Origin of the sequence: Vogesella indigofera (assembly GCF_003633895.1) — a bacterium.
GTDB lineage: Bacteria > Pseudomonadota > Gammaproteobacteria > Burkholderiales > Chromobacteriaceae > Vogesella > Vogesella indigofera.
In genome coordinates this window covers 629,259-651,025 of sequence record NZ_RBID01000011.1, presented here as the reverse complement: position 1 = coordinate 651,025, position 21,767 = coordinate 629,259, and the positions used below count along the sequence as shown (strand labels likewise).

At 62.4% G+C, this 21,767-nt stretch carries 15 protein-coding genes; 13 read left to right on the top strand and 2 right to left on the bottom strand.

The window, feature by feature from the left end; all coding sequences use genetic code 11:
• The first annotated feature begins 12 nt into the window (after positions 1–12).
• From clpX to C8E02_RS05400, 4 genes are all read left to right on the top strand, one after another.
• Positions 13–1,290: an ATP-dependent Clp protease ATP-binding subunit ClpX gene (gene clpX, locus C8E02_RS05415; protein ID WP_047965441.1), complete on the top strand. Its 1,278-nt coding sequence runs from the start codon at positions 13–15 to the stop codon at positions 1,288–1,290.
• Between the two features lie 143 nt (positions 1,291–1,433).
• Complete coding sequence (gene lon / locus C8E02_RS05410) at positions 1,434–3,851, top strand: endopeptidase La (protein WP_120809947.1); 2,418 nt, start codon at positions 1,434–1,436, stop codon at positions 3,849–3,851.
• 174 nt (positions 3,852–4,025) lie between these two features.
• The gene (locus C8E02_RS05405) at positions 4,026–4,295 is read left to right on the top strand and encodes an HU family DNA-binding protein (protein ID WP_017509554.1); all 270 of its coding nucleotides are present in this window, start codon (positions 4,026–4,028) and stop codon (positions 4,293–4,295) included.
• Positions 4,296–4,476: 181 nt separating this feature from the next.
• A complete protein-coding gene (locus C8E02_RS05400; protein WP_120809946.1) occupies positions 4,477–6,309 on the top strand; it encodes a SurA N-terminal domain-containing protein in 1,833 nt (610 codons plus the stop codon).
• Between the two features lie 62 nt (positions 6,310–6,371).
• Here the strand turns inward: C8E02_RS05400 and sodB are convergent, their stop codons facing one another.
• Positions 6,372–6,953, bottom strand: coding sequence for a superoxide dismutase [Fe] (gene sodB, locus C8E02_RS05395; protein ID WP_120809945.1), 582 nt, complete (start codon positions 6,951–6,953; stop codon positions 6,372–6,374).
• Positions 6,954–7,068: 115 nt separating this feature from the next.
• Here sodB and C8E02_RS05390 point away from each other — a divergent pair, with 115 nt between their 5' ends.
• The 4 genes from C8E02_RS05390 (at position 7,069) to C8E02_RS05375 (ending at position 10,725) form a co-directional block, all read left to right on the top strand.
• Positions 7,069–8,238, top strand: a complete 1,170-nt coding sequence (locus tag C8E02_RS05390) for a BaiN/RdsA family NAD(P)/FAD-dependent oxidoreductase (RefSeq protein WP_120809944.1) — start codon at positions 7,069–7,071, stop codon at positions 8,236–8,238.
• 109 nt (positions 8,239–8,347) lie between these two features.
• Entirely contained in the window at positions 8,348–9,751 is a 1,404-nt protein-coding gene (gene dnaB / locus C8E02_RS05385) for a replicative DNA helicase (protein ID WP_047965437.1), read from the top strand.
• A 57-nt stretch (positions 9,752–9,808) separates the two neighbouring features.
• Positions 9,809–10,117, top strand: a complete 309-nt coding sequence (locus C8E02_RS05380; protein WP_047965436.1) for a (2Fe-2S) ferredoxin domain-containing protein — start codon at positions 9,809–9,811, stop codon at positions 10,115–10,117.
• Complete coding sequence (locus C8E02_RS05375; protein ID WP_120809943.1) at positions 10,117–10,725, top strand: alpha/beta hydrolase; 609 nt, start codon at positions 10,117–10,119, stop codon at positions 10,723–10,725. Before C8E02_RS05380 ends, C8E02_RS05375 begins: the two co-directional genes overlap by 1 nt.
• 84 nt (positions 10,726–10,809) lie before the next feature.
• Here C8E02_RS05375 and rnk read toward each other — a convergent pair whose 3' ends face one another.
• Entirely contained in the window at positions 10,810–11,223 is a 414-nt protein-coding gene (gene rnk, locus C8E02_RS05370; protein ID WP_120809942.1) for a nucleoside diphosphate kinase regulator, read from the bottom strand.
• A 287-nt stretch (positions 11,224–11,510) separates the two neighbouring features.
• On the opposite strand from rnk, the gene C8E02_RS05365 reads away from it, so the two are divergent.
• The 5 genes from C8E02_RS05365 (at position 11,511) to C8E02_RS05345 (ending at position 21,680) form a co-directional block, all read left to right on the top strand.
• Complete coding sequence (locus C8E02_RS05365; RefSeq protein WP_047965433.1) at positions 11,511–12,791, top strand: MFS transporter; 1,281 nt, start codon at positions 11,511–11,513, stop codon at positions 12,789–12,791.
• 80 nt (positions 12,792–12,871) lie between these two features.
• Positions 12,872–14,263, top strand: a complete 1,392-nt coding sequence (locus tag C8E02_RS05360) for a NarK family nitrate/nitrite MFS transporter (RefSeq protein ID WP_120809941.1) — start codon at positions 12,872–12,874, stop codon at positions 14,261–14,263.
• Between the two features lie 318 nt (positions 14,264–14,581).
• Positions 14,582–16,198, top strand: coding sequence for a methyl-accepting chemotaxis protein (locus C8E02_RS05355; RefSeq protein ID WP_120809940.1), 1,617 nt, complete (start codon positions 14,582–14,584; stop codon positions 16,196–16,198).
• Positions 16,199–16,487: 289 nt separating this feature from the next.
• The gene (locus C8E02_RS05350; RefSeq protein ID WP_120809939.1) at positions 16,488–17,705 is read left to right on the top strand and encodes a sugar MFS transporter; all 1,218 of its coding nucleotides are present in this window, start codon (positions 16,488–16,490) and stop codon (positions 17,703–17,705) included.
• Between the two features lie 273 nt (positions 17,706–17,978).
• The gene (locus C8E02_RS05345; RefSeq protein ID WP_047965430.1) at positions 17,979–21,680 is read left to right on the top strand and encodes a nitrate reductase subunit alpha; all 3,702 of its coding nucleotides are present in this window, start codon (positions 17,979–17,981) and stop codon (positions 21,678–21,680) included.
• Positions 21,681–21,767 lie beyond the last annotated feature (87 nt).

The window sequence follows — 21,767 nt, the reverse complement described above, 5'->3', positions numbered from 1 at the left end:
GGAATGGTGTGAATGGCTGACAAAAACAGCGAAAAACTGCTTTACTGCTCTTTCTGCGGCAAGAGCCAGCACGAAGTGCAGCGTCTGATCGCCGGGCCACAGGTCTACATTTGCAATGAATGTGTCGACCTGTGTACCGACATCATTCACGAAGAGCTGGAAGCCAAGCTGGGCGATGCGGCCACGCCGGAAGAGGTGGCGGCCAAGTTGCCGACGCCGCAGGAAATCCGTGCCAGCCTGGACCAGCACATCATCGGCCAGGAACAGGCGAAGAAAACCCTGTCGGTTGCGGTGTACAACCACTACAAGCGTTTGTACACGGCGAGCAGCAAGGACGACGTCGAACTGGCGAAGAGCAACATCCTGCTGATTGGCCCGACCGGTTCCGGCAAGACGCTGCTGGCGCAAACACTGGCGCGGCTGCTGGATGTACCATTCGTGATTGCCGATGCCACCACCCTGACCGAAGCGGGTTATGTCGGCGAGGATGTCGAGCACATCATCCAGAAGCTGCTGCAGAAGTGCGACTACGATCCGGAAAAGGCGCAGCGCGGCATTGTGTATCTGGATGAAATCGACAAAATTTCGCGCAAGTCCGAAAACCCGTCCATCACCCGTGACGTATCGGGCGAGGGTGTGCAGCAGGCCTTGCTGAAACTGATCGAAGGCACGGTTGCCTCGGTGCCGCCGCAGGGTGGCCGCAAGCATCCGAATCAGGAGTTCATTCAGGTCGACACCACCAATATCCTGTTCATTTGCGGTGGCGCGTTCGATGGTCTGGAAAAGATCATCCGTCGCCGCTCGGAAAAGGGAGGTATCGGTTTCGGTGCTGAAGTGACCTCCAAGGATGGCGGCAAATCGCTGTCGGCGCTGTTCCAGGATGTCGAGCCGGAAGACCTGATCCGTTTCGGCCTGATTCCGGAGCTGATCGGCCGTCTGCCGGTGGTCGCGACGCTGGAAGAGCTGGACGAAGAGGCACTGGTCAATATCCTGACCCAACCGAAGAATGCGCTGATCAAGCAGTACCAGCGCCTGTTCTCGATGGAGAAGGTTGATCTTGAAGTGCGTCCTTCCGCACTGCGCCTGATCGCCAAGCAGGCGCTGATCCGCAAGACCGGCGCCCGTGGTCTGCGTTCTATTCTGGAGCGTGCGCTGCTGGACACCATGTACGAGCTGCCGTCGCTGGATGGCGTGACCCGCGTGGTGGTTGACGAAAAGGTGATCGAGAAGGGCGACAAGCCGCTGTTCATCTATCAGGACACTGACGACCAGACGGCACAGTCCGCCTGATTGCTCTGCGCTCCCCGAAAACCGCCGTTGCCGGCGGTTTTTTATTTTAAAAGTGCAGCGATCTGCATTAGCATGCTTGATAAGTGTCAACATGCCCTTATCTGTAATCGCAACTGAATTCCTCCCTGTTAAGGTTAGGTGATATGCCCCAAACCACCGAACTCATTGATAAAGCCACGCTGCCACTGCTGCCGCTGCGCGATGTCGTTGTCTTCCCCCACATGGTCATTCCGCTGTTTGTCGGGCGTGCCAAGTCCATCCGTGCGCTGGAAAAGGCGATGGATGATGGCAAGCAAATCCTGCTGGTAGCCCAGCGCTCGGCCTCCAAGGATGAACCGTCTGCCGAGGATCTGCATGCCATCGGCACCGTGGCGACCATTCTGCAAATGCTCAAGCTGCCCGACGGCACGGTCAAGGTGCTGGTCGAGGGCCGGCAGCGTGCCAAGGTCGATCTGGTGCATGGCGATGCCGACGAGTATTTCACCGCCGACATCACTCCGGTTGCTCTGGACGGCGCCGACACCGCCGAAGTGGAAGCGCTGCGCCGTGCGCTGCTGGCCCAGTTCGAGCAGTTCGTCAAACTGAACAAGAAGATCCCGAGCGAGATCCTGTCCTCGCTGAATGGCATCGACCGTGCCGGCCGCCTGGCCGACACCATCGTCGCGCACCTGCCGTTGAAGCTGGAGCAGAAGCAGGAAATCCTGGAGATGTTCGACATCCAGGTCCGCATCGAGCACCTGCTGGGGCTGATGGAAAGCGAGATCGACATCCTGCAGGTGGAGAAGCGCATCCGAGGCCGCGTCAAGCGCCAGATGGAAAAGAGCCAGCGCGAGTACTACCTGAACGAGCAGGTCAAGGCAATCCAGAAAGAGCTGGGCGAAGACGACGAAGCCAGCGAGATCGATGAGCTTGAGAAGAAAATCAAGCTGGCCGGCATGACGAAAGAGGCCAAGGACAAGGTGATGGCCGAGCTGAAAAAGCTCAAGATGATGTCGCCGATGTCCGCCGAAGCCACCGTGGTGCGCAACTACATCGAAACCCTGCTTGATCTGCCGTGGAAAAAGAAAACCAAGGTCAGCAAGGAAATCGATGCCGCCGAAGCCATCCTCGACGAAGACCACTTTGGCCTGGAAAAGGTCAAGGAGCGCATCCTGGAATACCTCGCGGTGCAGAAGCGTGTCGACAAGCTCAAGGCGCCGATCCTGTGCCTGGTCGGGCCGCCCGGTGTAGGCAAGACCTCGCTGGGGCAGTCGATTGCCCGCGCCACCAACCGCAAGTTCGTGCGCATGGCGCTGGGCGGCGTGCGTGACGAGTCCGAGATTCGTGGTCACCGTCGTACCTATATCGGCTCGATGCCGGGCAAGGTGCTGCAGAACATGAGCAAGGCCGGCGTGAAGAACCCGCTGTTCCTGCTGGATGAAGTGGACAAGATGGGCGCCGATTTCCGTGGCGATCCGTCGTCGGCACTGCTGGAAGTGCTGGATCCGGAACAGAATCACGCTTTCGTCGATCATTACGCCGAGGTCGACTTTGACCTGTCCGACGTGATGTTCGTGGCAACCGCCAACTCGCTGAACATTCCGCCGGCGCTACTGGACCGCATGGAGATCATCCGTCTTTCCGGCTACACCGAGGACGAGAAGGTCAGCATCGCCGTCAAGTATCTGGTCGACAAGCAGGTGAAGGCCAACGGCGTTGCCGAAGGCGAACTGGTGATCCAGGAGGCCGCGATCCGTGACATCGTGCGTTACTACACCCGAGAGGCCGGGGTGCGCAGTCTCGACCGCGAGATTGCCAAGATCTGCCGCAAGGTGGTGACCCAGCAGTCGCTGAAGAAAGATGGCAAGACCAGCAAGGTGATGGTCACGCCGAAGAACCTCGACAAGTATCTGGGGGTGCAGCGCTTCGAATACGGCGTCGCCGAAGAGCAGAACCGCATCGGCCAGGTTACCGGTCTGGCGTGGACCGAAGTCGGCGGCGAATTGCTGACCATCGAGGCGGCGGCGTTGCCGGGCAAGGGCAACATCATCCGTACCGGTCAGCTGGGCGAGGTGATGCAGGAGTCGATTACCGCGGCGCTGACCGTGGTGCGCAGCCGTGCCGCACAACTGGGTATCCGTCCTGACTTCTACGAGAAGCACGACATGCACATTCACGTGCCGGAAGGGGCGACCCCCAAGGATGGCCCTTCTGCGGGCGCTGCCATGGCCACCGCGCTGGTTTCGGTGCTGACCGGTATCCCGGTGCGTGCCGACGTGGCGATGACCGGCGAGATCACCCTGCGTGGCGAGGTGCTGCCCATCGGCGGTCTCAAGGAAAAGCTGCTGGCGGCGCAGCGTGGCGGCATCAAGCACGTGCTGATTCCGAAGAACAACGTCAAGGATCTGGCCGAAATTCCGGCCAACATCAAGAGCAAGCTGGAAATCCATCCGGTGAAGTGGTTTGACGAGGTGCTGGCGCTGGCGCTGGAGCATGCGCCGGAGCCACTGGCCGATGCCGCACCGACTGTTGCAAATCCGGCGGCGGATGATGTGCAAAATGCCCCTGTTGTAACGCACTGATGACGCTTTGTTTTGATTTAGCTGGAAAAGCGCGCTAGCATCGGCTTCCAGAAGGGGTTGATTCAGGCTTGACCCCAGCTGGAAGCCGCTTGACACAAGGTTTTTGGCCTTGTTATAAAGCTAGCGGTTTATTTCAGTACTACGTACACCGAGAACGACGAAAGGGGACTTAACGTGAACAAGTCTGAACTGATTGACGCGATTGCCGCCAAAGCAGACATTTCTAAAGCAGCTGCTGGCAAAGCGCTGGATGGCATGATCGATGCCGTAACTGACGCGCTGAAGGCTGGCGATACCGTTACTGTTGTAGGCTTTGGTACTTTCTATGTTGGTGAACGCGCAGAGCGTAGTGGCCGCAACCCGAAAACGGGCGAAACCATCACTATCGCTGCTGCCAAGTCTCCGAAATTCCGTGCCGGCAAGGCACTGAAAGACGCGCTGTAAGAGTGCACATTCCCGGGTAACCGGGAGACAGGTTGGTTCCCGTCCTGTCGTATTGTGAGGGGAGTGCACTTGAAGGCTTGAGGCAGCAAGTGTCGCGGCCCCGGCCGCAGACTCCGCCAGACAAACAACAAGGTGAACGGCAAAACCGTTCACCTTGTTTTTTTGGTAACAAACCGAATCCATGTTCAATTTTGTCCAGAACAATCAAACGGCGATCAAAGTCATTCTTGGCGCGGTAGCGCTGACCTTTGTCGGCTTTGGCGTTGGTAGCTATACCGCTGCCGTTGACGAGCCTTTCCTGGCCAAAGTCGGCGACAACAAGATTTTTGCCCGCGATGTCGAGCGCCAGCTGGAAGGCCAGCCGGCCAACGCCGCGACCCGCCAGGCGGTGCTGGAGAACCTGATTCGCCAGCAACTGCTGATTGCTGCGGCTGAGCGCAACGGCATCACGCCGAGCGTGGAGCAGCTGCGCCAGGCGATTGCCACCATTCCGACGTTCCAGGAAAACGGCAAGTTCAGTCAGGCCCGTTACGCCGAATTCATCAAGAGCCGCTACCGCTCGGCAGAGGATTTCGAAGCTGACGTCCGCCGCGATCTGATGCTGCAGACGCAGATCACGCCGTACCTGAATACCCATTTCGTGTCGTCCAGCGTGCTCGCCCGCATGGGCGCGCTGTTCGGCGAATCGCGCGAAGTGCGCGAAGTGCTGATCACGCCGGCCGGCTTTGCCGCCGACGTCAAGATTGATGACGCTGCGGTCAAGGCCTACTACGACAGCAACAAGACGCGCTATCTGGAGCCGGAATCGGCGGTGATCGAGTACGTGTCGCTGTCGCTGGATGAGGTGGCGGCGACGCAGGTGGTCAGCGATGCCGAGGCGCAGGCGTACTTCGACAAGCACAAGACGGAATTCGGCAGCGAAGAGCGCCGCGTGTCGCATATCCTGTTGACCGTGGATGCGGCGGCGAAGCCGGAAGCCAAGGCGGCGGTGAAGGCGCAGGCGGAAGCGTTGCTGCAGCAGCTCAAGGCCAATCCGGCCGGCTTTGCCGCGCTGGCCAAGGCCCGTTCGCAGGACCCAGGTTCCGCCGAACAGGGCGGCGACCTCGGCTTCTTCGGCCGTGGCGCGATGGTCAAGCCATTCGAGGAAGCAGCCTTTGCGCTGCAGCCGGGCCAGATCAGTGCCGTGGTGGAAACCGAGTTCGGCTTCCACATCCTGAAACTGGATGAAGTGAAGGCGGTCGATTTCGCCGGCCAGAAGGCGGCGGTGATCGAGAAGCTGAAGCGTGACAAGGCCGGTGCCAGCTATCGTGCACAGCTGGAGAAGATGGGTGATCTTGCCTACCAGCAGCCGGACTCGCTGCAGGGACTGGCCGAGCAACTGAAGCTGACAGTGAAAACCGGGCCGGCGATGAGCCGCAGCGGTATCGCCGGTGACGCGGTGCTGGGTAATGCCAAGGTGCTGGAGGCGGTCTACGGCGACGATGTGCTGAAGAAGAAGCACAACAGCGAACCGGTGGAACTGTCGGCCAGCAATGCGGTGGTGCTACGCGTCAAGCAGTACCAGCCACAGCGTCAGAAACCGCTGGCCGAGGTGCAGGCGCAAGTGCGCGCCGAGCTGACCGCGCGTGAGGCGGCCAACCGTGCCGAGAAACGCGGCCTGCAACTGGTGGCCGACTTCAAGGCCGGCAAGGGGCTGGATGGCCAGAGCTGGGGCGCGTTGCGCAAGGTGTCGCGTCGTGCCGCCAACGGCATGGCCGTACCGGAGCTGCGTGCGGTGTTTGCGGCCAACGTTGGCAAGCTGCCGGCGTTTGCCGGTGCCCGCCGCGACAACGGCGACTACGTGATCTATCGCATCGACAGCGTCGACAAGGCACCGACCGCTTCGGCGCCGGAACTGGCGCAGCTGAAGGGTGTGCTGGGCGAGATGTCGGCCAATACGGTGCTGATCTCCTACCTGGACGAGCTGCGCAATCGCGACAAGGTGATGATCAGCCAGCAGCCGGCGGATCAGTAAACCGGCAGCAAGCAAAAAGGCCCCGCAAGGGGCCTTTTCTGGTTTTGCCCTCAGGGCAGGGATCAGGCAGCGAAGTTTTTCGCCACGAAGTCCCAGTTCACCAGCTTCCAGAAGCCTTCCAGGTAGTTCGGACGGCTGTTGCGGTAGTCGATGTAGTAAGCGTGTTCCCACACGTCGCAAGTCAGAAGTGGCTGCTTGTCGGTGGTCAGCGGGGTAGCGGCGTTGCTGGTGGACACCAGATCCAGGCTGCCGTCGGTGTTTTTCACCAGCCAGGCCCAGCCGGAGCCGAAGGTGCCAACGGCACAGGCAGCAAAGGCTTTCTTGAATTCGTCGAACGAACCCCACTTGGCGTTGATGGCGTCAGCCAGCGCGCCGGTCGGCTCGCCACCGGCGTTCGGTGCCAGACCGAACCAGTAGAAAGTGTGGTTCCAAACCTGGGCGGCGTTGTTGAAGATGCCACCGGAGGATTTCTTGACGATTTCTTCCAGCGAGGCGTTCTCGAACTCGGTACCCTTGATCAGGTTGTTCAGGTTGGTGATGTAGGTCTGGTGATGCTTGCCGTAGTGGAATTCCAGGGTTTCCTTGGAAATGATCGGTGCCAGGGCGTCCAGCGCGTACGGCAGTTCGGGCAGTTTGTGTTCCATCGTGCTCTCCAGAGTTAAAAAGTAAAACAGCATGCGCTGTTCGACCAATGAAGTTTACTGTAATTGTGCGAATGCGCCAATTCTTGACTAAATCACTACACTAAAGGTTCGCTTTGTGCATTTCGACGTAATTGTGATCGGCGCCGGCGCCGCCGGCATGATGTGTGCCGCCACCGCCGGCCAGCGCGGCCGCCGCGTGCTGCTGCTGGATCACGCCGCCAAGCTGGCGGAGAAGATCCGCATTTCCGGTGGCGGGCGCAGCAACTTCACCAATGTGCACGCCCGTCATGACTGCTATGTGTCGGAGAATCCGAATTTTTGCCGCTCGGCACTGGCACAGTACACGCCGCAGCATTTCATCGCGCTGATGGAGTGCTACGGTATCGCCTATCACGAGAAAAAGCTGGGACAGCTGTTCTGCGACGACAGTAGCCAGCAACTGATCGACATGCTCGATGCCGAGTGCCGTGCGGCCAACGTCGACCGCCGCATGGGCGTGAGCGTGCACCAGGTTGGCCGCAACGAGGCGTTCCAGCTTGCAACCAGCGCCGGCAGCTTCAGTTGCGAATCGCTGGTGATCGCCACCGGCGGGCTGTCGATCCCGCAGATCGGGGCCACCGCCTTCGGCTACCAGATCGCCGAGCAGTTCGGCCTGCCGGTAACAAAGCTCGATCCGGCGCTGGTGCCGCTGACCTTCCACGTCGAGGATGCGGCCCGCTTTGCGCCGCTGGCCGGGGTATCGCTGGATACCGAGGTGCGCATCGGCAAGGTGCGCTTCCGCGAAAACGTGCTGTTCACCCACAAGGGCCTGTCCGGGCCGGCTATCCTGCAGATTTCCAGCTACTGGCAGCCGGGGCAGGAGATCGTCATCGACTTGCTGCCGGATCTTGATGCCGAGGCGTGGCTGGAAGAACGCGCCGGCAGCGAACAGCTGCTGGCCAACGCCATGGGCGAGCTGGGCTGGCCGAAGCGTTTTGCCGAGGCGTGGCTGGACGGGCAGGGCGCCAATGTGCGCGGCCGCGACCTGTCGCCGAAAAAGCGCCGCCAGCTGGCGGAAACGCTGCATAACTGGCGTGTGCTGCCCAACGGCACCCAGGGCTACAAGAAGGCCGAGGTCACCCGCGGCGGGGTGTCCACCAAGGCACTGTCGTCCAAGACGATGATGGCGAACGACGTGCCAGGGCTGTTCTTCATCGGCGAGGTGGTCGACATCACCGGCTGGCTGGGCGGTTATAACTTCCAGTGGGCGTGGTCTTCCGGCGTTGTCGCCGGCAAAAACTGTTAGAATCACGCTCTCTCCTGCCTGGCTGCGGCCAACCTTGTGGTGTGCGCTCGCGCGCACCCGTGGTCGGCCGCGCCACGGCTAAATGGCATCACCGGATACCCCAAGCTTTATGAGCGATTACGATTTCAACGACTCCTCGGTGGCGGCCATCCGCACGCCGCCACACTCGATCGAGGCCGAACAATCGGTACTCGGCGGCCTGCTGCTGGACAACAGCGCCTGGGAAAAGATTGCCGATCTGCTGACCGAGGCCGATTTCTACCGCCACGATCACCGCGTGATCTTCAAGCACATCGCCCGACTGGTCGACATCGCGCGTCCGGCGGACGTGGTGACCGTCTCCGAAAGCCTGGACAAGAATGCCGAGCTGGGCAGCGTCGGCGGCCTGGCTTACCTCGCGATGCTGGCGCAGAACACGCCGTCGGCGGCCAACATCCGCCGCTACGCCGAGATCGTGCGCGAGCGATCGGTGATGCGCTCGCTGGCGCTGGTCGGCACCGAGATCGCCGAATCGGCCTACAACCCGCTGGGCCGCGACGCGGCGCAGCTCTTGGACGAGGCCGAGGGCAAGGTGTTCCAGATCGCGGAGTCCACCGCCAAGTCCAAGCAGGGCTTTCTGGAAATGCCGGCGTTGCTGAAAGAGGTGGTCGAGCGCATCGACATGCTCTACAGCCGCGACAATCCGGACGAGGTCACCGGCGTGCCGACCGGCTTTACCGATCTCGACGCCAAGACCTCCGGCCTGCAACCGGGGGACCTCGTGATCGTCGCCGGCCGTCCGTCGATGGGCAAGACCGCGTTCTCGATGAACATCGCCGAACACGTGGCGATCGAGGCCGGCCTGCCGGTGGCGGTGTTCTCGATGGAAATGGGTGGCACCCAGCTGGTGATGCGGATGCTGGGTTCGGTCGGTCGGCTGGACCAGCACATCCTGCGTACCGGCAAGCTCGGCGACGAGGACTGGCAGAAGCTGACCTACGCCATCGGCAAGCTGTCCGATGCGCCGATGTACATCGACGAAACCCCGGCGCTGACCGCGCTGGAGCTGCGCGCCCGGGCACGGCGACTGGCGCGCCAGCACGGCGGCAAGCTCGGCCTGATCGTGATCGACTACATGCAGCTGATGTCGGGCTCCGGCCGCAGCGACAACCGCGCCTCCGAGCTGGGCGAGATCTCGCGTGGCCTGAAGGGCCTGGCCAAGGAGCTGCAGGTGCCGGTGATCGCGCTGTCGCAGCTGTCGCGTAGCGTGGAACAGCGTACCGACAAGCGGCCAATGATGTCCGACTTGCGCGAATCCGGCGCCATCGAGCAGGACGCCGACATCATCATCTTCATGTACCGCGACGAGTACTACAACCCCGATTCGCCGGACAAGGGTCTGGCGGAAGCCATTATCGGCAAGCACCGTAACGGCCCCACCGGCAAGGTGCGGCTGGCGTGGCTGGGCATGCACGCCAAATTCGACAACGCGGCGATACACGGCGTCACCGGCTGGGCCGACGCCGACGGTTAAGCAATTTGTTGCGGCCAACCTTGCAGGGTTGGCCGCAGGTCTAGACAGGGAATCCCGATGAGCTTTTTCGACAAACATGTTTTTGTCTGCTGTAACCAGCGCGCCGAAGGCGAAATGTGCTGCAACAACTTCGGCTCCAGCGAGCTGCTGGGCTATATGAAAGACCAGATCAAGGCGCGCGGCCTCAACGGCAGCGGCCAGATCCGCGTCAACAAGGCCGGCTGTCTCGGCCGCTGCGACGAAGGCCCGGTGCTGGTGGTGTACCCGCAGGAGACCTGGTACACCTTCATCGACAAGGCCGACATCGACGAGATCGTCGAAGAGCACATGGTCCATGGCCGTATCGTGGAAAGGCTGAAAATCTGATGCTGAAAGCGATGCAGAAGATCGACATCGCCGGCCCGGTCGGCGTGCTCGAAACCATCGTCATCCCCGCGGCGGGCGAGCAGACCGGTATCGCCGTGGTGTGCCACCCCAATCCGACGCAGGGCGGCACCAATACCAACAAGGTGATCCAGACCGCGGCCAAGGCGCTGTCGCAGCTGGGCTATACCTGCTACCTGCCCAACCTGCGCGGCGTCGGCAGCAGTGGCGGCAACCACGATCACGGCATCGGCGAGGTCGACGACGTGATCGCGGTGGTCGATTACGCACGGCAGCAGCACGGCACGCTGCCGCTGGCACTGGCCGGCTTCTCCTTCGGCGGCTTCGTCGCGGCACGCACCCGTGCCCGTATCGACGCCGACAAGCTGTTGCTGATGGGGCCGGCGGTGGGCAAGTACGAGATTCCGACGCCGGAGGTGCCGGCCGATACGCTGGTGATCCACGGCGAGGCGGACGAGGTGGTACCGCTGGAAAACGTGATGGTATGGGCGCGGCCGCAACATCTGCCGGTGATCGTGCTGCCGGAGGCCGGTCACTTCTTCCACGGCCGGCTGGTGCAGCTGGCGGGGCTGATCAAGCGCTGCTGGTAAGCGCTGGCGGTTTGCCGCAAGACAAAACGTTGGCCGCAATCTCGCGATTGCGGCCAACGTTTTTGTTTTTCGCCTGCGTTGGTGTCAGCGCAGGTAGTCGCCGTCGGCTTCCGGCTGGTAGCTGACCGCCAGCACCTCGATGCGGGTGTGGCTGCCGTCCGGCAGCGGCCAGTCGATCTGCTGGCCGACGGCCAGCCCCAGCAGCGCGCTGCCGATCGGCGCCAGGATGGAAATGCGGCCGTTGTCGGCATCGGCGTCGGCCGGATAGCATAACGTGATCTCGCGCGCCTCGCCGCTGTTGTGCAGGCGGATGCGGGCGCAGCTGTTCATGCTGATCACATCGGCCGGCATGTCCCGAGGTTCGACCACCTCGGCGCGGTCGAGCTCTGCTTCCAGTGCGGTCACCCCCGGGAAATCCTTGACCGAAACCCGTTCGATCAGGTTGGTCAGACGCAAGTGGTCCAGGCTGGACAGGGTGATCGCCGGCAGGCTGCTCATGGTCGCTCCTTCAATGGGTCTGGCGGGAGGCTCCCGCATAATGCAAAACGTGATGCGGCGGCAGGCAGCATCACGATGTCTGCATCATAGCCGATTCGCGCAATGGCGGGCAGCCCGCCGCCGTTTGTCCGCGGGCGGCCAACTCCTCCTTTCGAACTAGTTTCCCCCGCCAATTGGCCTTGTACGGCTAACCCTTAATCGTTGTAGGGTTTAACCCTGTGGCGAATGTTGGCCGCATGCGCGGCGGCGTAAGGTGTGAGCTGTACTAATCGCGCGGGTAGCTCACCATGGCTTCGAATACTTACAAGCAATACGCTGTGCTGGCCTCCAGCACGGTGGCGTTTACCGTGTGCTTCATGATCTGGATGATGTTTGCGGTATTGGGCATTCCGATCAAGGAACAGCTCGGCCTGTCGGAAACCCAGTTCGGCATCCTGGCGGCAACGCCGGTGCTGACCGGTTCGCTGGTGCGGGTGCCGCTGGGCATCTGGACCGACCGCTTCGGCGGCCGCATCGTCCTGTTCCTGCTGATGCTGACCTGCGTGATCCCGATCTACGCGATGCAGTTTGCCACCAAGTACTGGCACTTCCTCGCCATCGGCCTCTGTGTCGGTCTCGCCGGCGGCTCGTTCTCGGTGGGCACCCCCTACGTGGCGCGCTGGTTCCGCAAGGAGCAGCAGGGCATGGCGATGGGCGTGTTCGGCGCCGGTAACGCCGGTTCTTCGCTGACCAAGCTGATCGCGCCCGGCATCATCGCTGCTGCCGGCTGGCAGATGGTACCGACCGTCTATGCGGTGATCATGCTGATTACCGCCATCCTGTTCTGGTTCTTCTCCTTCCACGATCCCAAGCATCTGGTGACCAGCAAGACCTCGCTGGCGCAGCAGTGGGCGCTGATGAAAGACCCGGCGGTGCTGCGCTACTGCCAGTACTACTCGGTGGTGTTCGGCGGCTATGTCGCGCTGGCGCTGTGGATGACCAAGTACTACGTCGGTGAATACGGCTTCGATATCAAGCACGCCGCCTTCCTGGCCGCCTGTTTCTCGTTGCCCGGCGGTGTGCTGCGCGCGGTCGGTGGCTGGCTGTCGGACAAGTACGGCGCCTACAAGGTGACCTGGGGGGTGATGTGGGTGTGCTGGGTGGCCTTCTTCATCCTGTCCTACCCGCAGACCGCGTTCGTGATCCAGACCATCAACGGCCCGCAAAGCTTCCACCTCGGCCTCGGCACCACGATGTTCACGGTGATCCTGTTCGCCGTCGGCGTGGCGATGGCAATCGGCAAGGCCTCGGTATTCAAGTTCATTGCCGACGAGTTCCCCGACAACATCGGTGCAGTATCCGGCGTGGTCGGCCTTGCCGGCGGCCTGGGTGGCTTCCTGTTGCCGATCATGTTCGGCGCACTGGTCGACCTGACCGGGGTGCGTTCCAGCTCCTTCATGCTGCTGTACGGCACCGTCTGCGTGTCGCTGATCTGGATGCACTTCTCCTTCCGCGCCGTGCGCCAGAAAGAGGAAGCGGCCGAGGCATCGTTTGCCAAGAGCGCAAAGCTGACCATGGCGGAACGTTGATGCCTGGCTGACACCGGGTGTGATGTGTCGTAATGAATTTTAAGGGGTGGCAGGGGCCACCCTTCAGGGAGGATGACAAAATGTCACAAAGTTCGTCTCATGTTCTGACCCGCTGGGAGCCGGAAAGCCCCAGCTTCTGGCAGCAAGACGGCAAAGCCGTCGCCCGCCGCAATCTGTGGCTGTCCATCCCGGCGCTGACGCTGGCCTTCATCATCTGGCAGGTGTGGAGCGTGGCAGTGCTGAACATGCCGAATATCGGCTTCAGCTACACGCAGAACCAGCTGTTCTGGCTGGCGGCCTTGCCGGCGCTGTCCGGCGCCACGCTGCGCATTTTCTACTCCTTCATGGTGCCGATCTTCGGTGGTCGTCGCTGGACGGCAATCTCCACCGCCAGCCTGCTGATCCCGGCGATCGGCATCGGCTTCGCGGTGCAGGACCCGAACACCAGTTACGTGACCATGCTGATCCTGGCGCTACTGTGCGGCTTCGGCGGCGGCAACTTCAGCTCCTCGATGTCCAACATCAGCTTCTTCTACCCGAAGGCAGAGAAGGGGACCGCGCTGGGGCTGAACGCCGGCCTGGGTAACCTCGGCGTGTCGGTGGTGCAGTTCGTGGTGCCGATCGTGATCACCATGGGCCTGTTCGGCAGCTTCGGCGGCGAACCGCAAACCTGGGTCAAGGGCGAGGCCACCAAGCAGATGTGGCTGCAGAACGCCGGCTTCGTGTGGGTGCCGTTCATCGTGCTGTCGACGTTGGCCGCATGGTTCGGCATGAACGACATCGCTTCGGCCAAGGCCTCGTTTGCCGACCAGGCCGTGATCTTCAAGCGCAAGCACAACTGGCTGATGTGCTGGCTGTACATCGGCACCTTCGGTTCCTTCATCGGTTTTGCTGCCGGCTTCCCGCTGCTGATGAAAGGCCAGTTCCCGGATGTTGACCCGAGCAAGTACGTGTTCTTCGGCCCGCTGGTCGGCGCGCTGGCGCGTCCGGTTGGTGGCTGGCTGTCGGACAAGATGGGCGGCGCCAAGGTGACGCAGGTGGTGTTCGCACTGATGATTGCCGCGGTGTTCGGCGTGCTCAACTTCCTGCCGCACGGCGGCCAGGGTGGCAACTTCCAGGGCTTCTTCGCCATGTTCCTGTGCCTGTTCGCGCTGACCGGTATCGGTAACGGCTCCACCTTCATGCAGGTACCGGCCATCTTCCTGACCCTGCACCAGCGCATGGCTGGCAAGGGCGATGCAGCACAGAAAAAAGCGGTCGCCGACGCCACCAAGGAAGCCGCGGCGGTACTGGGCTTCTCCGGTGCCATCGGTGCCTACGGTGGTTTCTTCATCCCGAAAAGCTACGGCACCTCGATCGCGCTGACCGGTGGTGTCGATGCCGCGCTGTACGCCTTCATCGCCTTCTACGTCAGCTGCCTGCTGATCAACGGCTGGTACTACGCCCGCAAGAACGCGGAAGTGCCTTGCTGACGACTTCTCCAAGTTTGCGGACTTTTTCTGCAATCTTCTTCGGCGCCCCTCGGGGCGCTTTTTTTTTTGCGCCGCGGCGGCGGTGATGATCCCGCCGAACCGCGCGCCATCGTGAATTGCTAGATGTGGATCAAGGCTGACACAGGGCGCCGCCGGCTATACGTCATGCGCGCCAGCAACGGTGGCGGGATAACGCACACCTTGCCGCATCACCATACGAGCCGCCCGCAGGCGGCCACCCGCACGCAATGACAGGAAATCCAGCAAGCGTAATGCCCACGACGTTAACCGACTTGACCCCTCTTCTGGAGTGTGACGATGACCATCAAACTGAAGTTGTTGTGTTTTACCGTTCTGGCCCTGCTGGCGGCGCTGGTGCCCAGCATGGTGGGCCTGAACGCCTTGCGGGCGGCCGATGCCAAGCTGGACGTGGTCAATGAGACCATCATCCCGCGGCTGGGGCTGGTGGCGAATATCCGCAGCACGTTCAAGGATCTGCGTATCGACGACATCCTGCAGGTGTACGAGCAGGACAGCAGTTTCCAGCTGCAGGCGCGGCTGCGTACCCGCGAAACCTCGCACAAGCTGCGCCAGCTGCTGCGGCAGCTGAAGTCGCAACTGCGTCATCCCGAGGACCTGGCCAACCTGCAACGCTTTGACACGCTGTTCGAGCAATACCTGCTGCTGCTGGACCGGGTGCACGCGGTGCGGGTGACGCCGGGAATGACGCCGCCGCAACTGTCGGCGGCGATGGAGCCGTGGCGCCAGGTGGGCACCGAGCTGGGCAGCTCGGTGACGGCCATCGTCAACGATGTGCTGGACGAGGGCCGCCACAACCGGGCGCAGGCCGAGGCGGAAATGGCTTCCGCCAAGCTGGCGTTTGCGGTGTCACTGCTGCTGTCCATGGTGTTGCTGTTCGGCTGTGGCTGGCTGATCCTGCGCAGCATCAACCGCCCGGTGCAGTCGGCGGTGCTGGCGGTGCGCGGCATTTCCGACCGCCAGGACCTGTCGCAGCGCGTGGTGGTGCACAAGAATGACGAGATCGGCGGCCTGCTGAAGGCGTTCAACCACCTGCTGGGCAAGATGCGCGATTCCATCCACCAGATCGGCCATCACTCGCACGCGGTGACGGTGGCGGCGGAAGACCTCAGCGTGGCGTCCGAGCAGGTGAAGAGCGGCGCCCACCACGCCAGCGTGTCGGCCACGGAGATGGCGGCGGCGGTGGAGGCGGTTACCATCAGCATCGGCCACATTGCCGAGCGCACCCGCGATGCCGACCGGCTGGCGACGGCCTCCGGGCAGCAGGTGGTGCACAGCGAACGGATGATCCGTGACACGGTGACCGAGATCGAGAGCATCGCCAGTGCGGTGAACGACACCGCGCGCTATGTGCAGGAGCTGCAAAGCCGCAGCGAGTCGATCGGTTCGGTGGTCAACGTGATCGGCGAGATTGCCGACCAGATCAACCTGCTGGCGCTGAACGCGGCGATCGAGGCCGCCCGTGCCGGCGAATCCGGCCGCGGCTTTGCCGTGGTTGCCGACGAGGTACGCAAGCTGGCCGAGCGCACCACCGCGTCCACCGGGCAGATTCACGCCACCGTGTCCAGCATCCGCGAAGGCTCGACCGCCACCGTGCACCTGATCGGCGACGTGGTTGGCCGCGTCGAGCAGGGCGTGGCGCGGGTGCGCGAGGCCGGTGTCGCCATCGGCGAGCTGCGCACCCTGGCCGGGCAGGTCGGGCAGCAGGTGGCGGATATCGCTGCCGCCATCCACGAGCAGAGCGAAGCCAGCGGCCGTATCTCGCAGAAGGTGGAAGGTATCGCCCAGATAGCCGAGGAGAGCAGCGCCGCGGCGCAAAGCACTGCGCTCAATGCGCTGCGCCTGCACGAGCTGGCGCAGAACATGCGTCGCGACGTGGCCTGTTACACCACTTGAGCCGGGCCGCTGCGGGCGAGAGCCGGCAGCGGGCAGGGTGGTCGCCGCCGTGGGCATGATGGTAATTTTCTTACATGAAACTTACATTTAATGCGTGGCGTGTATGGGCGTTGCCGTGGTGTCGGCAACGCCGTATTTTTTCAAGACCATGAAAATCAACAGGAAAAAATACGGTCACTGCAATGACTGCCGCTTAATTGTTGTAAGAATGGTGAAAGTAATCGAGTACAAGCCGCATTGTCATTAGACTACCGCTCCCATGCATAACAACACACGGAGCCCTAGTCACATGCCACAGCATGTCCACACACCACAATACGGGAAGCCGCTGGCGGTGCTGACTTCCCTGTTTTTCATGTGGGGTCTGATCACCTCGCTCAACGACATCCTGGTGCCGCATCTCAAGGGCGTGTTCGCGCTGAGTTATGTGCAGGCGGCACTGGTGCAGTTCAGCTTCTTTACCGCCTATTTCGTCGTGTCGCTGCCGGCTGGGCGGCTGGTGCAGGCCTGTGGCTACCAGCGCGGCATTGTCGCCGGGCTGTGCACCGCCGGCATCGGCTGCCTGCTGTTCTACCCGGCGGCGGCCAGCCTGTCGTATCCGGCCTTTCTCGGCGCGCTGTTCGTGCTGGCGGCGGGCATCACCGTGCTGCAGGTTGCGGCCAACCCTTACGTAACGCGACTGGGGCCGGCGAAGACGGCATCCAGCCGCCTCAACCTGACCCAGGCATTCAATGCGCTGGGCACCACCGTGGCGCCGCTGCTGGGTGCGATGCTGATCCTGGTCGACAGCCACGACGGCGCGGTGGCCGAGGCCAGCGCGGTGCAACTGCCGTATCTGGTGCTGGCCGGTCTGCTGTTCGCCATCGCGGTGGTGTTCGCACTGCTGCGCCTGCCGGCAATCAAGGACGAGCATCCGCAGCAGGCGGCCACCGCCGGTGAGGTGGTGCGCCACAGCGTGTGGCAGTACCGCCATCTGCTACTGGGTGCGGTGGCGATCTTCGTCTACGTCGGTGCCGAGGTCAGCATCGGCAGCTTCCTGGTCAGCCTGATGGAGCAGCCGGACATCGGTGGCCTGAACCAGGCCGCGGCCGGCCGTCTGCTGGCGGTGTACTGGGGCTGCGCCATGGTTGGCCGCTTCCTGGGCAGCGTGGTGATGCGCCACGTCGCCGCCAGCAAGGTGCTGGCCTGCAACGCGCTGCTCAGCGTGCTGCTGATCGCCGTGGCGGTGCTGTGTGGCGGCAAGCTGGCGATGTGGAGCCTGCTGGCGGTCGGGCTGTGCAACTCGATCATGTTCCCGACCATCTTCTCGCTGGCGCTGAACGGCCTGGGGCGCTTCACCAGTGCCGGCTCCGGCGTGCTGTGCATGGCGATTGTCGGCGGGGCGCTGATGCCGCTGCTGCAGGCGTCGCTGGCGGACAGTCTCGGACTGCTGCTGTCGTTCGTGGTGCCGCTGCTGTGCTACCTGTTCATCTTCTACTACGGTATTGCCGGCCACAAACCACGCTGATGGCCGTTTGGCCGCGCTGAAGCCGCTCCCTTGGGAGCGGCTTTTTCATGGTCGTCGCGCCGCCGCATCACGGGGCGGATACCTCCCAACGCCGGGGGCGCCTACCACTTTCGAACTAGTCGCCTTCCTCCCTCTGCGCCGCATCGCTGCCACCTGTGGCGAATGGGCGCCATTGCCCCGTTTTCCTATTCTGTCAACCGTGACCACAGGTATCCGCATTCGCTTGCGGCCAACCTTTGCGGGCCGCGATGGCGGCAAAAATACGGAGGCAAAATGAGCCACTTTCTCGACAGACTGAATTTTCTGGGCAAGGTGAAATCCACCTTCGCCGATGGCCACGGTGCGGTGGTAAAAGAAGACCGCAAGTGGGAAGACGGCTACCGTCAACGCTGGCAGCACGACAAGATCGTGCGTTCCACCCACGGCGTGAACTGCACCGGCTCCTGTAGCTGGAAGGTGTATGTCAAAAACGGCCTGATCACCTGGGAAACCCAGCAGACCGACTACCCGCGTACCCGTCCCGACCTGCCTAACCACGAACCGCGCGGCTGCCCGCGTGGTGCGTCGTACAGCTGGTACGTGTATTCCGCCCAGCGCGTGAAATACCCGATGGTGCGCGGCCGCCTGATGAAGCTGTGGCGCGAAGCCCGCAAGACCATGGGCGCCATTGACGCCTGGGAACAGATCAGCCAGAACCCGGAAACAGCCAAGCAGTACAAATCCAAGCGTGGCCAGGGCGGTTTCGTGCGCGCCAGCTGGGATGAAGTGAATGAAATCATCGCGGCATCCAATGCCTACACCATCAAGAACTACGGCCCTGACCGCGTAGTCGGCTTCTCGCCGATTCCGGCGATGTCGATGGTGTCCTACGCCGCCGGTAGCCGCTACCTGTCGCTGATCGGTGGCGTACCGCTGTCGTTCTACGACTGGTACTGCGACTTGCCGCCGGCCTCGCCGCAGGTATGGGGCGAGCAGACCGACGTGGCTGAATCGGCCGACTGGTACAACTCCACCTACCTGATGGTGTGGGGTTCCAACGTCCCGATGACGCGTACCCCGGATGCCCACTTCTATACCGAAGTGCGCTACAAGGGCACCAAGACGGTGGCGGTATCGTCCGACTTCGGCGAAATGGCCAAGTTCGGCGACATCTGGCTGGCGCCGAAGCAGGGTACCGACGCCGCGCTGGCGATGGCGATGGGCCATGTGATCTTCAAGGAATTCCACCTCGACAATCCGTCGGCCTACTTCACCGATTACATCCGTCAGTACACCGACATGCCGATGCTGGTGACGCTGCGCCAGGATGGCGGCCGTTACGTGCCGGACTACTTCCTGCGTGCCTCGCACCTGGAAGCCAATCTGGGCGAGAACACCAATCCGGAATGGAAAACGCTGATCATCGACGAGCTCAGCGGCAAGATCGTGGCGCCGAACGGCTCCATCGGTTTCCGCTGGACACAGCCGGAAGGCGAAGCCGGCAAGTGGAACCTGGAAGAGAAGGACGGCGGCAACGGCAACGAAGTCAAGGGTCGCCTGTCGCTGATCGAACAGCGTGACGATGTGGTCGGCGTGGCCTTCCCGTACTTCGCGGCCGAACACGACGAACTGCTGACCCGCAACGTGCCGGTCAAGCGCATCACCCTCGCCGATGGCAAGCAGGCGCTGGTGGCCACCGTGTTCGACCTGATGGCGGCCAACTACGGTATCGACCGTGGCCTCGGCGGCGGCAACGTGGCGAAGGACTACTTCGACGACGTACCGTACACCCCGGCCTGGCAGCAGAAACACACCGGCGTGAAGCCGGAGATGGTGATCCAGGTGGCGCGCGAATTCGCGCAGAACGCCGACCAGACCCGCGGCAAGTCGATGGTGATCGTCGGCGCGGCGCTGAACCACTGGTACCACATGGACATGACCTACCGCGGCATCATCAACATGCTGATGATGTGCGGTTGTATCGGCCAGAGCGGCGGTGGCTGGTGCCACTACGTCGGCCAGGAAAAACTGCGTCCGCAAACCGGTTGGGCACCATTGGCCTTCGCCGCCGACTGGAACCGTCCGGCCCGCCAGATGAACGGCACCAGCTTCTTCTACGCGCACACCAGCCAGTGGCGCCACGAGAAACTGGGCGTCAACGAGATCCTGTGCCCGACTGCCAACGGCAGCATGGCCAACATGGCGCTGATCGATTACAACGCCAAGGCCGAGCGCATGGGCTGGTTGCCGTCGGCACCGCAGCTGACCACCAACCCGCTGGACATCACCCGTCTTGCTGCGGCCGAAGGCAAGGACCCGATCGCCTACACTGTGGAAGGTCTGAAGTCCGGCAAGCTGGACATGGCCTGCAACGACCCGGACAACCCGAAGAACTTCCCGCGCAACATGTTCGTGTGGCGTTCCAACATCCTGGGTTCCTCCGGCAAGGGCCACGAGTACTTCCTGAAGTACCTGCTCGGCACCCAGAACGCGGTGATGAACAGCGAAGAAGGCTGCATCAAGCCGAGCGAAATCACCGTGCGTCCGGCGGTGGAAGGCAAGCTGGACCTGCTGGTGGTGCTGGACTTCCGCATGTCCACCACCTGCCTGTACGGCGACATCGTGCTGCCGACCGCGACCTGGTACGAGAAGGACGATCTCAACACCTCCGACATGCACCCGTTCATCCACCCGTTGTCGGAAGCGGTGCAGCCGCTGTGGCAGGCGAAGAGTGACTGGGAAATCTACAAGGGCTTCGCCAAGGCGATCTCGGAAGTGGGCGGCGACTACCTCGGCGTGCAGAAGGATCTGGTCCTGACCCCGCTGATGCACGACACCCCGGAAGAGCTGGGCCAGCCATTCGACCCGCGCGACTGGAAAAAAGGCGAGTGCGAGCCGATTCCGGGCAAGACCATGCCGAAGATGACGGTGGTGGAGCGCGATTACACCAAGATCTACGACAAGTTCACCTCCATCGGCCCGCTGCTGGAGAAAGTGGGCAACGGCGGCAAGGGCATCGCCTGGAAGACCGGCCACGAAGTCGACGTGCTGCGCGGCCTGAACCAGACCGTGGCAGAAGGGGTTGCCGCCGGCCAGCCGAAGTTGAACACCGCCATCGACGCCGCCGAGATGATCCTGACGCTGGCACCGGAAACCAACGGCCACGTGGCAGTGAAGGCTTGGGGCGCGCTGTCCAAGATTACCGGTCGCGACCACACCCATCTGGCCCTGCCGCGCGAGCATGACTCCATCCGCTTCCGCGACGTGCAGGCGCAGCCGCGCAAGATCATTTCCTCGCCGACCTGGTCGGGCCTGGAAAGCGAAGAAGTCAGCTACAACGCCGGCTACACCAACGTGCACGAGCTGATTCCATGGCGCACCATCACCGGCCGCCAGCAGTTCTACCAGGATCACCTGTGGATGCGTTCGTTTGGCGAAGGGCTGTGTGTGTACAAACCGGCGGTCGATCTGAAGACCACCGCGGCGGTACTGGGCAAGAAGTCGAACGGCAACGCCGAGATCGTCCTCAACTTCATTACGCCGCACCAGAAGTGGGGTATCCACAGTACCTACTCCGACAACCTGCGCATGCTGACGCTGTCGCGTGGCGGCCCGCACGTCTGGGTGTCCGAGATTGACGCCAAGAAGGCCGGCATCGTCGACAACGACTGGATCGAGGTGTTCAACGTCAACGGTACGCTGACTGCCCGTGCGGTGGTGTCGCAGCGGGTACCGGAAGGCATGACCCTGATGTACCACGCCCAGGAGAAGATCGTGAACGTGCCGGGCGCGGAAACCAGCGGCAAGCGCGGCGGTATCCACAACTCGGTAACGCGGGCGGTCACCAAGCCGACGCACATGATCGGCGGCTATGCCCAGCTGTCGTGGGGCTTCAACTACTACGGCACCGTCGGCTCCAACCGCGACGAATTCGTGATCGTACGCAAGATGAAGAACGTGGACTGGCTGGACAAGCCGCTGGCTGATAACGCCTAAACCCTTTTGGCCGCGAAGCCCGCGCCGGCATGCAGTGACGCTGTAAGGTGTCGTGCGCGGGGTTTGTCGCAAAAAACAGGAGTATCA